Annotated in this window: 10 protein-coding genes; 6 read left to right on the forward strand and 4 right to left on the reverse strand. The window is 68.1% G+C overall.

Features of this window, described 5'->3' with window-relative positions; genetic code table 11:
• Nucleotides 1-413 precede the first annotated feature (413 nt).
• Nucleotides 414-1,754: a CHASE3 domain-containing protein gene (locus QF027_RS48360; RefSeq protein WP_306972433.1), complete on the reverse strand. Its 1,341-nt coding sequence runs from the start codon at nt 1,752-1,754 to the stop codon at nt 414-416.
• A 353-nt stretch (nt 1,755-2,107) separates the two neighbouring features.
• On the opposite strand from QF027_RS48360, the gene QF027_RS48365 reads away from it, so the two are divergent.
• Both QF027_RS48365 and QF027_RS48370 read left to right on the forward strand, forming a co-directional pair.
• Nucleotides 2,108-2,458, forward strand: a complete 351-nt coding sequence (locus tag QF027_RS48365; protein WP_306972432.1) for a UBP-type zinc finger domain-containing protein — start codon at nt 2,108-2,110, stop codon at nt 2,456-2,458.
• Nucleotides 2,459-2,708: 250 nt separating this feature from the next.
• Nucleotides 2,709-2,909, forward strand: a complete 201-nt coding sequence (locus QF027_RS48370) for a hypothetical protein (protein ID WP_307082036.1) — start codon at nt 2,709-2,711, stop codon at nt 2,907-2,909.
• Nucleotides 2,910-3,333: 424 nt separating this feature from the next.
• Here QF027_RS48370 and QF027_RS48375 read toward each other — a convergent pair whose 3' ends face one another.
• Nucleotides 3,334-4,332 (reverse strand): helix-turn-helix domain-containing protein, encoded by a 999-nt coding sequence (locus QF027_RS48375; protein WP_306972430.1) that lies wholly within the window; start codon nt 4,330-4,332, stop codon nt 3,334-3,336.
• A 356-nt stretch (nt 4,333-4,688) separates the two neighbouring features.
• Nucleotides 4,689-6,431, reverse strand: coding sequence for a pyruvate dehydrogenase (locus QF027_RS48380; RefSeq protein ID WP_307082038.1), 1,743 nt, complete (start codon nt 6,429-6,431; stop codon nt 4,689-4,691).
• Between the two features lie 225 nt (nt 6,432-6,656).
• Between QF027_RS48380 and QF027_RS48385 the strand changes: the two genes are divergently transcribed.
• Nucleotides 6,657-7,082 (forward strand): SsgA family sporulation/cell division regulator, encoded by a 426-nt coding sequence (locus QF027_RS48385; protein ID WP_307082040.1) that lies wholly within the window; start codon nt 6,657-6,659, stop codon nt 7,080-7,082.
• A gap of 161 nt (nt 7,083-7,243) precedes the next feature.
• Nucleotides 7,244-9,577 carry an ATP-binding protein gene (locus QF027_RS48390; protein ID WP_307082042.1) on the forward strand — a complete coding sequence of 778 codons (2,334 nt, stop codon included), beginning with the start codon at nt 7,244-7,246 and terminating at the stop codon, nt 9,575-9,577.
• On the opposite strand, the gene QF027_RS48395 is transcribed toward QF027_RS48390, so the two are convergent.
• Nucleotides 9,565-9,948 (reverse strand): DUF2630 family protein, encoded by a 384-nt coding sequence (locus tag QF027_RS48395; protein ID WP_307082044.1) that lies wholly within the window; start codon nt 9,946-9,948, stop codon nt 9,565-9,567. The genes QF027_RS48390 and QF027_RS48395 overlap by 13 nt on opposite strands.
• Nucleotides 9,949-10,113: 165 nt before the next feature.
• On the opposite strand from QF027_RS48395, the gene QF027_RS48400 reads away from it, so the two are divergent.
• The gene (locus tag QF027_RS48400; RefSeq protein ID WP_307082046.1) at nt 10,114-12,408 is read left to right on the forward strand and encodes an ATP-binding protein; all 2,295 of its coding nucleotides are present in this window, start codon (nt 10,114-10,116) and stop codon (nt 12,406-12,408) included.
• A 121-nt stretch (nt 12,409-12,529) separates the two neighbouring features.
• Nucleotides 12,530-13,015, forward strand: a complete 486-nt coding sequence (locus QF027_RS48405; protein WP_306972424.1) for a DUF1269 domain-containing protein — start codon at nt 12,530-12,532, stop codon at nt 13,013-13,015.
• Nucleotides 13,016-13,602: the final 587 nt, after the last annotated feature.

The following is a 13,602-nucleotide window of genomic DNA, read 5'->3' on the forward strand; positions in this document are numbered from 1 at the left end:
GAGCGTCCCGGCATCCGGGCGGTTGCCGGCCCCGGCGGCACCCTCACCCGGGCGGCCACGCTGGCCGGTTCACTACTTTCCGCGACTGCAGGAGGCATGCTGATGGTCGCTCGGATGCGGACTCTGGCCCTCGCCGGAGCACTCTCTGGGGGGTGTACGGCCGCTCAGGGAGTGCTGCAACTGCTCGCCGCACGCGGGGGCGGGGCGTCGACGACGGTTCGCTGGCTGCTGTCTGCCGGGGGCCTGGCTGCCCCCCTACTGACTGCGGCCTTGCTGCACGGCGGATCCAGCACCGTGTTCTGGCTGGGCCTGCGGACCGGTAGTTGGTGAACGCGGTGACGGTATCGGCTGGTCTGCTGATGGCCGCATTCCCCTTCTTGCCCCCTGCGCCGATTGCTCCCGAGGGCGATGAATCAGTCGCCTATCGGAATCTGTATCCGGATGACGGTGCCGCCGCCGGGTGGGGAGACGATGCCCAACTCGCCGTCGAAGGACGCCACTCGGTCCGCCAGTCCGGTCATGCCACTGCCGGCGGTCGCCTTGTCCACGCCGCCGATGCCGTCATCGGCCACCCTGATCCGCAGCATGTCGCTGAACTCGACATGGACGTCGATGCGAGATGCCTGGGAGTGTTTGACCGCGTTGGTGACGGCCTCGGCCACCACGAAGTACGCGTTCGACTCGATGGTCGGAGAGATCCTGCGTTCGTCCGTGCTCTCGACGATCGTAGGCACCGGACATCGGCGCGCCAGGTCGTTCACTGCCGCTACCAGGCCTTTCACCGTGAGCACGAGCGGGTATATCCCTGTGGCCAATTCCCGCAGCTCGTTGACGGCCGTCTGAGCGTTCTCGATCGACTCGTCCAGTAGATCGGATACGGCCTTCTCCGTGCCGGGAAGCATCTCTTGTGCCAGCCGGAGCCCGATCATCAGGCTCACCAGGCGCTGCTGCGCTCCGTCATGCAGGTCTCGGGCCGTACGCCGGTGGACGGCTGCGGTGCTCTCCATGATGCGTCGGCGGCTGCCTTGGAGCGAGGCGGCCATGTTGTTGAAGGAGGTGCCCAGAGTTCCGATTTCCTTCACCCTGCTAGGTGGCACCCGTGCAGTAAGGTCACCATCCGCGAGCTTCTCCGCGGCCGCCGCCGCTCCGCGCACGGGCCGCACCACGGCGCGGTGCTGCAGCACCGTAAAAATGGCTATGAGCCCGATCGACGCAGCAAGCCCGAGAGCGGCGGCAACGACCGCCTGATGGCTGTTGGCTCTCGCGACGTCTTCCCGCTTCCCCAGCTGAGTGCGCTCGTCCGCCACGTAATGGTCGAACTGCAGCCGTAGGGCGTCCATGCGCTCCTTGCCCTCGGCGGCATGCTTCAAGTCGAGCGCGGCAGGATCGTCCCGACGAGCCATGTCGACCAGAGGGACCGAGTAGTCGTAGAGGAAGGACTCAACTCCTTGTGCGATGCGCTCGGCGGCACGCCGCTGGTCCCGTGAGGTCGTCATCCCAGTGAACTGCTGTGCCTCCTCGGGCAATGCTTCGCGTGCCGTGTGCCAGGGGGCGAGGAACTCCTCACGCTTGGTGATTATGTAGCCACGTTGCCCTGTCTCCATGTCTATGAGGAGCTTTTCCATGGTGCCGGCTTCGACGAGAGCGGATCGAGACGCGCGCCTGGCCGAGATGGAGCTGTTTGCGTCGGAGATCGCCCACAGCAGGACGGCGAAGCCGGCGCCGATCAGCAGGGCGAGTAGACCGCTCGCCACGATCGTGAGGCTCGTCAGCCCCCATCGCCGACTTCTGTGTTCCCGTGCTGTTCTCATGGACCGCCCACCGATGAAGTTGATTGAGACAAGAGTGTGCAATAGGGCCACAGCAGAACAGAAGAGTGATCGGGCAAGTGTGCTCTGAGGGACAGGTCGATCTTTGAGGAGGGACCTGTCGGGATGGGCCTGCGGTCACCGTGCGCTTACGGACATGGGCGGGTGCGCTCCCGGAAAACGCAAAGGCGGCACCGCGTCTAGGTTCACGGTGAAGAGGCCGGTTCTCGGTACGAGCCCCGTTGACGTCGGCTCCGCGGTCTCGGCCCCTTCCCTCAATGACGACACAGGGAGACCCGATGAGCACCCCGACCGGTATCGATCCGGACGTCCCGCCCAGTGGCACCGGCTGCGGCGAGTGCGAGGCCACCGGTGGGTGGTGGTTCCACCTGAGGCGTTGTGCCACTTGTGGACATATCGGCTGCTGTGACGACTCGCCTTCGAAGCACGCCACCGCGCACGCCCGGACGAGTGGCCACTCGATCATCCAGAGTTTCGAACCGGGGGAGAGCTGGTTCTGGGACTACGACACCTCCACCCTGTACGAGTCGGGTCCGCAGCTGGCCCCTCCCCAGAGCCACCCGGTCGATCAGCCCGTTCCCGGACCCTTGGGACGGGTGCCTACCGACTGGGCGGACCGCCTCGGCTGATCTCTCCGCCCGTCCCGCTGAAGTGCGCTCCGCCGTACGCGAAGGGGCGCGGCCCCGACGATCGCCCTCACGGCGTCGGCGGGAGGCACCGCGCGGGGCGCGGACACGGCGATGGTGGTGTCGGCTGCCGTGGCGCTGGCCGCGGCGGGCGGTGTGGCACTTCTGAGGGAGCGGACCGCCGGTGTGACGGCGGGCCGCTGAGGGATTCGTCCCTGGTGCGCGTCCGTTCGGCACGTCGATACCCCTGCTCATGCCGGCCATGGCGCACGGTGGGTTCGGCCGGGGCTTCCGTTTCGCCGTCGGCACGGCGCTGGTCACCGAAGTGCTGCCCGACAGCCGTGGCGGGGCCGCCGATAAGTTCGGCGTCCTCCTCATCGCCACCGTCCTGCTGCGGTCGGTCGCCCGCGGCTGCCGGCCGTGGGCGCCGGGCACTCGCCGGCCCCCGCCCTGACCATCCGGCCCACCCGCGGCGTCCGCTGACACCGGCCACGGCACCATGGGAGTACTGCTGTCCGGTGTCACCGGCGCCTCCCGCGGCGGGCTCGCCGAGAGCACCCGCCCCACCACAGCGCGGACGTGACCGACCTGGCCGCGTTCGTCGTGCGGTCTCCGCGAGCCACCCCACCTCACTCGCCGACGCTGCCGACGGCACACCGCGGGTACACACCGACGAAATCCCCGAGCAGTACACCTCTGCCCAGCTGCCGTGACCAGACCCGGTCCACGCACCGCTCACCACCGGCTCGGCGTCACCTCGACGCGCGCGAGCAGCTCCACCGGGTGAGCCTTGCGCACCAGAGACGAGGCCGAGGGTCCCGCGACCGCCTCCCACGTGCCCGTCACGACGTCACACCGATGGGGCTGAGCGGAGTCGCTCACCACGGGGTGAGCGCGCCGACCTGCTGGTGGACATCGTCACGCGCCTGAAGTCGCACAGTGCGCCACGCGCGGGGTGAGAGACCGTAGGCATCCCGGAAAACCCGGCTGAAGTGGGTCGGATTGACGAATCCCCAGCGTTGGGCAATGGCTGACACGGTGGGCGATGTGCGGCTGCGACGGGACAGTTCGTGCGCACATTCCTCAAGTCGGCGGCGCTGGATCAGACGGCCGACCGTGATGCCCTCGTCCTCGAAGAGACGGTGGAGATACCGCACCGAGATGTGCTGTGCCTTCGCCACCGCATCCGGCGACAGGGCGGGATCACCCAGATTCAGGTCGATGTACTCGCGGACGCGTCGCACGAGATGCTTCCGTGTGGTCTCGGCGCCCGCCGTCAGCACCCTGCTCTGCTCCGCCACCAAGGTGGAGAAGAGGTCGATGAACCCGCTCACGAGCCCGCCCGCGGCGGACGGCGAGTAGACGTGGGCGGATGCGGTCACGGTGGTGAGGAAGGGTCTCAGCACTGCGGCGCATCCGCTGCCCGTGCCGATGACGGTGCCGCTGACACTGTGGAGAATTTCGTCCGGCAAGTCCAGCATGCGGCGCGGGATGAGTACCACGCGGGTGGAGAAGCGCTCCGGTTGGTCGAGGAAGTACGGGCGAGAGGTGTCGTAGACGAAGAGGTCGTTCCGGTCCGCCGTGGCCTGGCGGCCTTCCTGGACGAGTACCGTCCGGCCCGTCATCTGGACACCGACCGCCACAAGCGGTACCGGCGTCCGCGCGATGTGTGCCTGCGTCCGCTTGGCACGCTGTGCGTCGGCTTCGACGACAGACACGCGCAGGGCTCCCACCTGATCGGTGGCAATCCTCCCCGTGAAGGTTCCCTCGTCACGCGGCACGACGGTCATGGGAACCAGCGCCCGGTTCACAGCGTTGCGCCAGTAAGCGAGTCTCTTCTCATCGGGTACCAACGAAGTCAACAACACCGGACTCATCCGGCACTCCTCTCCAACCCATTGCCACGGGCGGAGACTCTGGAGTCGCAGCGCGCACAGACCGGGCGGACAATCGGCTCCTTGTGGAGACGACGGTCATCACCCAGGGCAAGTGCGGAAGTCCCGTCGCGCCCAACGCGCCACGACGGGAGCCGGACAGCGGCTCTGCGGCCCGGTTCCCCGCCCTGACCAGCCAATCAGTTCACCGATGTCGGTTCCAGGCACATCGCAGGCAGAAAGGGACGGTGGGCAAGTGGCGTCGCGGACGCCGAACGCGGCGTCCGCCGGCAGGGCGGACGCCGCGTCAATGGCGGAGAAACGGTGTGACTGCGTGCGACGGACTCAACCGTCGGCGCTCAGGGCCGCGGGATGTTGCGCAGGTTGGTGCGGGCCAGGTGCATCATGCGGCCGACTCCGCCGGCGAGGACGGTGCGGCTCGCGGACAGGGCGAAGCCACTGATCTGCTCGACGGACGTCTTCGGCGGAATGGCGAGCGCGTCGCGGTCGGTGACCACGTCCACCAGAACCGGTCCGTCGTGTGCGAACGCCTCGCGCAGTGCGCCGCGCACGTCGGCCGCGGCCTCCACGCGGATGCCGCGCGCGCCCGCAGCGGTGGCGATCGCCGCATAGTCGGTGTGCGGGTATCCGGTGCCGTGCGGCGGCAGACCGTCGACCATCATCTCCAGGTCGACCATGCCGAGGGACGAGTTGTTGAAGACGACCACCTTCACCGGCAGGCCGTACTGCACCGCGGTCAGGAAGTCCCCCATCAGCATGGAGAAACCGCCGTCGCCGGAGAGGGACACCACCTGCCGCCCGCGGTCGAGGAACTGGGCACCGATCGCCTGCGGCAGGGCGTTGGCCATGGAGCCGTGCACAAAGGAGCCGAGGATGCGGCGACGCCCGTTCGGAGTGAGGTAGCGGGCCGCCCAGACACAGCACATTCCGGTGTCCACGGTGAACACCGCGTCGTCCGCCGCCTCCTCATCCAGCACCGACGCCAGGTGCTCGGGGTGGATGGGAGAGAGCCTCTCGACGTCGTGGGTGTAGGCACCGACTGCCTTCTCCAGCGCGTGGACGTGCCGGTGCAGCATGCGGTCGAGGAACCGCCGGGACTGCTTCTCGCGCACCACGGGAGTCAGGCATGTGAGTGTCTCGCGCACATCGCCCCACACCGCGAGGTCCAGGGAGGTGCGCCGGCCGAGCCGCTCGGGCTGCACGTCGACCTGCACGGTCTTCACGTGCCGCGGCAGGAAGTTCGAGTACGGGAAGTCCGTACCCAGCAGGATCAGCAGGTCGGCCTCGTGCATCGCCTCGTAAGCGGCACCGTAGCCCAACAGACCGGACATGCCGACGTCGTACGGGTTGTCGTACTGGATGTGCTCCTTGCCACGCAGCGCATGGCCCACCGGCGCCTTGATCTTCTCGGCGAAGGCCATCACCTCGGCGTGGGCGCCCGCCACCCCGCGTCCGCAGAACAGGGTCACCTTCTCGGCCGCGTCCACCATCTCCCGCAGCCGGGACAACTCGTGGTCGGCCGGGCGGATGGCGGGCAGGTCCAGCGGAATTGCCAGTTCGGTCCCCTCGCTCGGAGCCTCCTCGTCCGCCACGTCCCCGGAGAGTGCCACCACCGACACTCCCCGCCGCCCCACCGCGTGCTGGATCGCCGTCTGCACCACCCGGGGCATCTGACGGGGCGACGAGATCAGCTCGGAGTAGTGGCTGCACTCCTCGAACAAGCGGTCGGGGTGGGTCTCCTGGAAGTAACCGGTGCCGATTTCGCCACTCGGTATCTGCGCGGCCAGGGCGAGCACGGGTGCCATCGACCGGTGCGCGTCGAACAGGCCGTTGATCAGGTGCAGGTTGCCCGGACCGCAGGAGCCCGCGCAGGCGGCCAGCCGACCGGTGAGCTGTGCTTCGGCGCCGGCGGCGAAAGCGGCCACCTCCTCGTGCCGCACCTGGATCCAGTCCAGGGCGTCGTGCCGCCGGATGGCGTCGACCACGGGATTCAGACTGTCACCCACCACGCCGTACACACGCTGTACGCCCGCGCGGGCCAGAAGATCGACGTACTGCTCGGCAATGCTCTGCTTGGCCACGGCACTCCTCAGATTGTTCGGGCGCGGCCACGTTAGGCGGGGAGTGCTCCGCCGCGTTGCTCTTCAGCGCACGATGTGGACACCGACAGCGCACTGCGGCGGAATTGTGTCCGGTACGCGTTCTTCGAAGAGCAACGACGCATGCGCTCAGCGGCAAGGCATTACACATATGGCTTTTTAAGCTGTCGCACCCGAAGACACTCTGCAGTTCCTTGAGGAGAACCGATGAGTCAGCCCTACGTGTCCATCGTGTGTGACGTTCCGGCCCTCGTCAGCGTTTCGGAAGACCGACGGGTTCCCTTGCCCGCGCGACTCCATTACGGCCGAGAAGATCCGTACGCGGTTCGGCTTCTTCTGGGGGCGCCGGATGCGGTGCCGGTCGTCTGGGTGTTCGCGCGTGACCTGCTTGCCGAAGGACTGAGCCGGCCGGCCGGAATCGGGGACGTCCTGGTCTTTCCCCGGCACCGCTGCCTGCCGGACACCATGCGGGTCGTCCTGCGCTCCCGCGCCGGTGCCGCCCTGATAGAGCTCCCGGCGTCGACAGTCTCGCGCTTCCTGGCGGACACCGGTGTACTGGTGCCTCCTGGCACGGAAAGCGCGTATGTCGATGTCGACAGCGGACTGGCACAGCTCACGGGCCGCAGCGACTGATCCCTTCCGGCAGGACCACCGCCATGTCGACCCGGCACAGGTGCCGCATAGCAGGTCGCTCCACCCCGTACTCAGGTGTCCGTGCCGACGTCTGTACGCTGACAGGTCGACCTGTCGGTGCGGGACCTACTTCAGTTGTGGCGGCCGTGGGCTCAGAGGCAATGACACAGGACGAGCCGGATTTCGGCGCACTCCTCCGGGAGCTGCGTCAGACGGCATCGATGACCATCGAAGGCCTTTCAGAGGCATCCGGCGTCAGTGTGCGCGGTATCGGGGAACTCGAACGCGGACGGCGCACGGCACCGCAGCGGCGCACGGTGAACGCGCTCGCCGATGGTCTGCGGCTGGCCGCCCCGCAGCGGCGGCGCCTGCTGAGCACGGCCCGAGCCGGGCGCAGCGACGGGTACACGCCGGTCGGCGTGCAGGTCGTGCCCCCCGGTCATCTCGACTTCGTCGGCCGGGAACGGGAACTCGCCTACCTGACCGGGCTCGCGAGGCGGGTCGCGGACAGGCGGGCACCGCGAGGCGGGGGAGCGAGGACAGACCCCGACGGACCGCCGGCGGTCGTGGCGGTGTCCGGACCGCCGGGTATGGGCAAGACGACGCTGGCGCTCCAGGCGGCCCGTCGGCTCACCGAAGACTTCCCTGACGTCCAGATCGTGGTGGACATGCGAGGTCTCGATGCCGAGCCGCCGACGCCCGCGGAATTGATGCTGGGGGTACTGCGCGCACTGCGGGTGGCCGATCGGGAAGTGGCGAAAGCAGGTCCGGAGGGGCATGTCCACCTGTACCGGCAGACGCTCGCACAGCGACGGTTCGCGCTCGTCCTCGACAATGCCCGGGACGAGGCGCAGGTGCGCCCCCTGTTGCCCGGATCCGGTACAGGGATCGTGGTGGTGACCAGCCGGCGCATGCTGACCGGCCTGGAAGGCGTGCACCGTCTCGGCCTGGACGGACTCGACAGACGCGAGGCCACGATGCTGCTGTCGACCCTGGTGGGCGACGAGCGGGCCGACGACACCGCCGCACTCGACAAGATCGCTCAGTACTGCGGCCACCTTCCACTCGCCCTGCGCCTGGCCGGCAGTTGGCTCGCCGTGAACAGGACAGCGCCGGTGGCCCGGCTCGTGGAGCGGCTGGCGCCCGACGAGGAGCGCTTGAGGACGCTGGCGGCCAGGGACCTGGAGGTCTCCGCGGCCTTCGATCTGTCCTACCGCCAGCTCAGCACCCCGGCCGCCCGCATGTTCCGCCGACTCGCCCTCGTCCCCGGCTCCGACGTCTCCGCCGCCGGAGCCGCCCAGCTGTGCGGCCAGAGTTCCTTCGACGCCGAGGACACCCTGGAGGAACTGGTGGAGGCGGGTCTGCTGGGTGTCGAACGTGACCGTTACCGGATGCATGACCTGCTGCGGCTGTACGCGCAGGCCAAACTGGACGCCGAGGAGGACGCGCAGGACAAGGCCGAGGCACGGGCCGCACTCTGCGACTGGCTGCTGCGGACCGCGATCGTGGCCGGCCGGTGGTTCGAGCCGGGGGCCGGTACCCCGCCCGGCACCCCGAACGGGGACGTCAACCTCTCCTCCGCGGACAGAGGCCGCGCCTGGCTCCAGGACGAGGGCGCGAACTGGCTGGCCGCACTCCGCGCGGCCGGCCAGTCGGGCAGGCACGCGTTGGTGGTGGAGGTGGCCGAGTCCCTGCACTGGTTCTCGGACCAGTGGATCTACTGGGGGTACTGGCCCGAGGTCTTCGGCATGGCCGCCGACAGCGCGGAGGTACTCGGAGATCCGGTCCTGCAGGCGACCCACCTCAATTACCTCGCCTGGGCAAGGCTGCTGTGCCAAGGGCGTTACCGCGACAGCCTCACCCACTCGGTGCGGGCCCTGGCTCTCGCCCGGCAGGCCGGTGACACCTGCCAGCAGGCGTGGGCGTACGTCTACCAGGGGTGGGCGCACCGCGAACTCACCGAGTACGAGACGGCGGCCGAGCACATGAGCCGGGCGGGGCATCTCTTCGAGACCGCGCAGGACCCGCAGGGAAGCCTCACCGCCCTGCACGGAGTCGCCTTGATCCTCGCCGACTCCGGTCGCAGCGAAGAGGCCATCGGCGCCTACCGCCGCGCGCTGGACTTCCTGGAGACGGCGGGCGACCGCATCGAGCCGCATGCCGCGGACTTCGCACGGGCGGGCAGCTACTCAGGGCTGGCGCGCAGCTGCGAGAGTCTCGGCCGGACTCAGGAAGCCGTCGCCCATCTGCGAAAGTCCGTCGACATCAGCGAACGCGTCGGCAACATCGGGCTGGAGAGCCGATACCTCCGTCGACTCGGTGAACTACTGCTCGGCATGGGGCGTACGGTGGAGGCGCGGGAGGCTCTGAGCCGCTTGGTCTCTCTGGGGCCTTACGCGGACCCTGATGCCGCTCGGGAGGCCGCCGCGCTGATCGCGTCCCTCGACGCCCGCACGAGCACGGGGGACAGCCCGACCGGACCTCAGGACCGGTAGTGCTCCACCTGCGCGATCGGTCGCACGCGGGCCTCCTTTGGGTCCTCATCGGCCGCCACATGCGCACGGCGCTGTTGTAGAAGATGCCGGCACTGGTCGAGTTCAGCCTCCAGGCGGGTCGGACGGCCGTGCTCGGTCGTCCGGTCGATGCTGCCGGCCGCGAGCTCCTCGCGCGGTTGTCTCTCTTCGCCGGTCATCTCCGTGATCCGGCCGAAGATCTTCGTGTCAGTCGTCGTTCCAGTGCGATGTCCCGACATCCCTGTTTCTTCCTGCGGAGGGGCGAGCGGGACGGTGACCGCCGGCGGCACGAGCCTGACGCGGTTCGGCGCCGGGCACTGAGGTGCAAGTTCCGTGCGTATACCGCTGATCACGACGTGGTGAGGGCAGGGCTACGCAATAACGGCAGAGGTTACACTTGTCAACGGACCCTTGGTCCGTGTTGGCGGCATATGTCGGAATGTGTCGGATCAGTACCTCCTGTTTCAATGCGCTCCCGAGTGCCTGACACGGCGTGGAGCACGGGAGGAACGGGCACGGTGGGTGGCGGGGGAGAGGACTTCGGAGCGCTGCTGCGACAACTGCGGTTGAACGTCTTCCTGACCTTGGAGGGCCTCGCCGAGGCGTCGGGCGTGAGCGTCCGGGGCATCGGGGACCTGGAACGCGGGCGCCGGGCGGCCCCGCAGCGGCGCACCGTTGCTGCTCTGGCCGACGGCCTGCGACTGGACGCGGAACAGCGCGACCGGCTCTTGGCGGCCGCACGTGCGGGACGCGTCGACCAGCCGACGCCCGTGTCGGTCCGCACGTTCCCAAGAGACGTCGACGACTTCGTCGGACGCCGCGGTGAGCTGGTTTCGCTGACCACGTTGGCAGCGGGGCTGAAGGGGGGCGGGGCGGGTACCACTGCCCCTTCAAGCAGTGGCCCCGGGCCGGTGGTGATGATCGTGTCCGGTTCGCCCGGTATGGGGAAGACCGCGCTCGTCCTGCACGCGGCCCAGGAACTGGCGAAGTCCTTTCCCGATGGCCAGATGATGCTGGACCTGCGTGGCATGGACGAGAGCCCTCCGTCCCCTGCGGAACTGATGCTGGGCGTGCTCAAGGCGTTCCATGTCGCCGACTCGGACCTGATGAAGGCCGGACCGCACGGGCATGCCGCCCTTTACCAGGACCTCCTCGCCGACCGGCGCTGCTTGCTGATCTTCGACAACGCACGTGATGAAGCCCAAGTACGGCAGCTGCTCCCGGCCCGCGGGCGCGCCATGGTGCTGGTGACCAGCCGAAGGGTGCTCACCGGGCTGCGGAACGTGCACCGGATCGGGCTGGGCGAGCTGGCTCCCGACGAGGCCATCGCCTTCCTGGCCGGCATGATCGGTGAGGAACGGGCCGCGCGTGAATCCTCGGCACTGAGCCAGGTGGCCCGGCAGTGTGGTTACCTTCCACTGGCCCTCCGGATGGCCGGCAGTTGGCTGGCGACCCGGACCGGATGGTCGGTGCAGCGTCTCGCCGACCGGCTCGCCGTGGACGGGCGCCGTCTGGAGGCCCTGGTCGCCGGAGACAGGAAGGTGTCCGTCGCCTTCGACCTGTCGTACCAGCAGCTGACACCCGACGCGGCCCGGCTGTTCCGGAGGCTGTCCCTGGTGCCGGGGCCCGATGCGGGGTCGGCCTGTGCCGCGCAACTCCTGGGACAGGATCTGCCGAGCGCCGAGGACATCCTCGACGAGTTGGTGGAAACGGGTCTGCTCGGAACGCACGGCGACCGCTTCAGACTGCACGACCTGCTCCGCCTCTACGCCGGCGGCCGTCTTGCGACCGAGGAGGGCCCTGAGCGAGTCGAGCAGCTCCGGACGGATCTTTACCGCTGGCTGCTGGAGACGACCATCGTCGCCGGACGCTGGTTCGAGCCGGACCACGGGGCTCCACCGGTGGACTGGCACGGGCTGGTCGACCTCTCCTCCGCCGACCTGGCCCGGCAGTGGTTGCAGAGCCAGGGCATCAACTGGCTCGCCGCCCTGGGCGCCATGGCCGACGCCGGTGAGCACGCGTTGGTGGTGGAGGTGGCGGAGTCCCTGCACTGGTTCTCGGACCAGTGGATCTTCTGGGGACACTGGACCGAGGTTTTCAGCCTGGCCGCTCGCAGCGCTCAGGCCCTGGGCGACGACGTCCTGCGCGCCACACAGTTGAATTACCACGCCTGGACCCTCATCGTCTGCGAGGGCAGTCCCGAGGACAGCCTGCCCGTGGCCCGGGAAGCGCTGTCCGCGGCGGAACGGGGGAAGGACTCGCGGCAGCAGGCGTGGGCCTACTATTACTTGGGCTGGGCCCAACGGGTCCGTGAGTTCCATGAGGAAGCAGCCGAGTACTACAGCCGCGCGATTCCTCTGTTCGCTTCGGTGGGCGATCTGCACGGCAGTCTTCAAGCCCGCCACGGCTTCGCCCACAACCTCCTGTTGCAAGGAGAAGGCGCCGCTGCCCTTCATGCTTTCCAGCGGATTCTGACATTCCTGGATGAGTCCGGGGAACTCATCGAGCCGTACATCGCTGAGACGTCCCGCATCGGAGTGACCTCCGGAATGGGCAGAAGTCTCGGGCTGCTCGACCAGTGGGACGAAGCCGTCGCGTACGTACGTGACGCAGTGAGCCTCAGCGACGGCCTCGGTAATCTCCCGGTGAAGAGCCTGCACCTGCTCCACCTGGGAGACGTGCTGCTGTCCGCGGGACGAGCGGACGAGGCGCGTGAGGCGTTCCGGACGTGTCTGGCGCTCGGCGGCGACGCCGACCCGCACGTCCTCGCCGACGCGCACCGGCGTCTCGACCGCCTGGACGACGCGACCTGACGGGTCTTCTTTCCCTCAACGCACGGCAGTGTGCCAGGACCGCACGGTGCTGCGGTTGCGGGTGTCGTGCCGACGCCACTGCCGATCTACTGGGGCAGAAGCCACTCCGAAAGGGAAACGAATGGCCACGTTGACGGTCTGGAAGTTCGACGCTCCTCGCAGTGCTCAGCAGGTGGAGGAGAAGCTGCTCGCCCTGCAGAAGCAGGAGTTGATCACGGTGCTAGACGCCGCCACTGTGAGCTGGCCGACGGAAGCGAAGAAGCCCAAGACGAAGCAGCTCACCGATCTGGTCGGAGCGGGCGCTCTGTCCGGTTCCTTCTGGGGTCTGCTCTTTGGTCTGATCTTCCTCATGCCGCTTCTGGGCGCCGCCGTCGGCGCCGCTGCCGGCGCACTGGGCGGCAAGCTGAGTGACGTGGGCATCGACGACGACTTCATCGATTCCGTGAAGTCACAGGTGACCCAGGGGACCTCCGCGCTCTTCCTGCTGACCCAGGACGAGGTGCTCGGCCGGGTGAAGGAGGTATTCCCCTCGCAGCACGCGGAGTTGATCCGCTCCAACCTCGACCGGGAGCAGGAAGCACGCCTGCGTGAAGTGTTCGAAGGCTGAACGGCCTTCGTAGCCGGCAGGCACGGGATCTGAGAGGGCCGCTGACGCTGTGGAGCGTTCGGGCGGCCCTTTTCGCATGGTGCCGCGCGGTCCGACTTTCCAGGCGCGAGACAGTCACTGGAAACCGAGGAGAGAAAGTTGAGAATTGAGGAGTTCACGCGAAGAGTCGCCTGCCCTCGACCTGACTTCGCAATTCCCCGTGTAGGGGACGTACTGAGATCCGCATGCCGCACGCTCACCGACGTACACGCGGTCAGCTTCGTGACGGTGTCACAGCGTTCCCGCTTCATTGAAGAGGTGTTCGGTGAGTGTCTGGAGATGGCTTGCCGGTACCTGGCGGAAGTGCATCCCGGTGATGTCCTGTACCCAACCCTCATAGTGACTGCTCTTGAGTTGAGCGAGAGCGACAGTATCGTCAGCGCGCGAGCGACAATTTGCAATCAGAAAGGCGAGTTGGTCCTGTCAGGTCAGTGCAAATATCATCTGGCGCGTACCTCCGCCTGACCCGTTGCGGCAGCGATGGTGGCACAGAGGGAACAGAGACCATGCGCACTCGGGCAAGCGCCTCCCCGGGATCGAGTACAGAC

It is taken from the genome of Streptomyces canus (assembly GCF_030816965.1).
Classification (GTDB): Bacteria; Actinomycetota; Actinomycetes; order Streptomycetales; family Streptomycetaceae; genus Streptomyces; species Streptomyces canus_E.

Excerpts from the sequence above, each read along its gene's own strand:
- QF027_RS48365 (WP_306972432.1), top strand. The coding sequence starts at position 2,108 with ATGAGCACCCCGACCGGTATCGATCCGGACGTCCCGCCCAGTGGCACC.
- QF027_RS48370 (WP_307082036.1), top strand. The coding sequence starts at position 2,709 with ATGCCGGCCATGGCGCACGGTGGGTTCGGCCGGGGCTTCCGTTTCGCC.
- QF027_RS48390 (WP_307082042.1), top strand. The coding sequence starts at position 7,244 with ATGACACAGGACGAGCCGGATTTCGGCGCACTCCTCCGGGAGCTGCGT.
- QF027_RS48405 (WP_306972424.1), top strand. The coding sequence starts at position 12,530 with ATGGCCACGTTGACGGTCTGGAAGTTCGACGCTCCTCGCAGTGCTCAG.
- QF027_RS48375 (WP_306972430.1), bottom strand. The coding sequence starts at position 4,332 with ATGAGTCCGGTGTTGTTGACTTCGTTGGTACCCGATGAGAAGAGACTC.
- QF027_RS48385 (WP_307082040.1), top strand. The coding sequence starts at position 6,657 with ATGAGTCAGCCCTACGTGTCCATCGTGTGTGACGTTCCGGCCCTCGTC.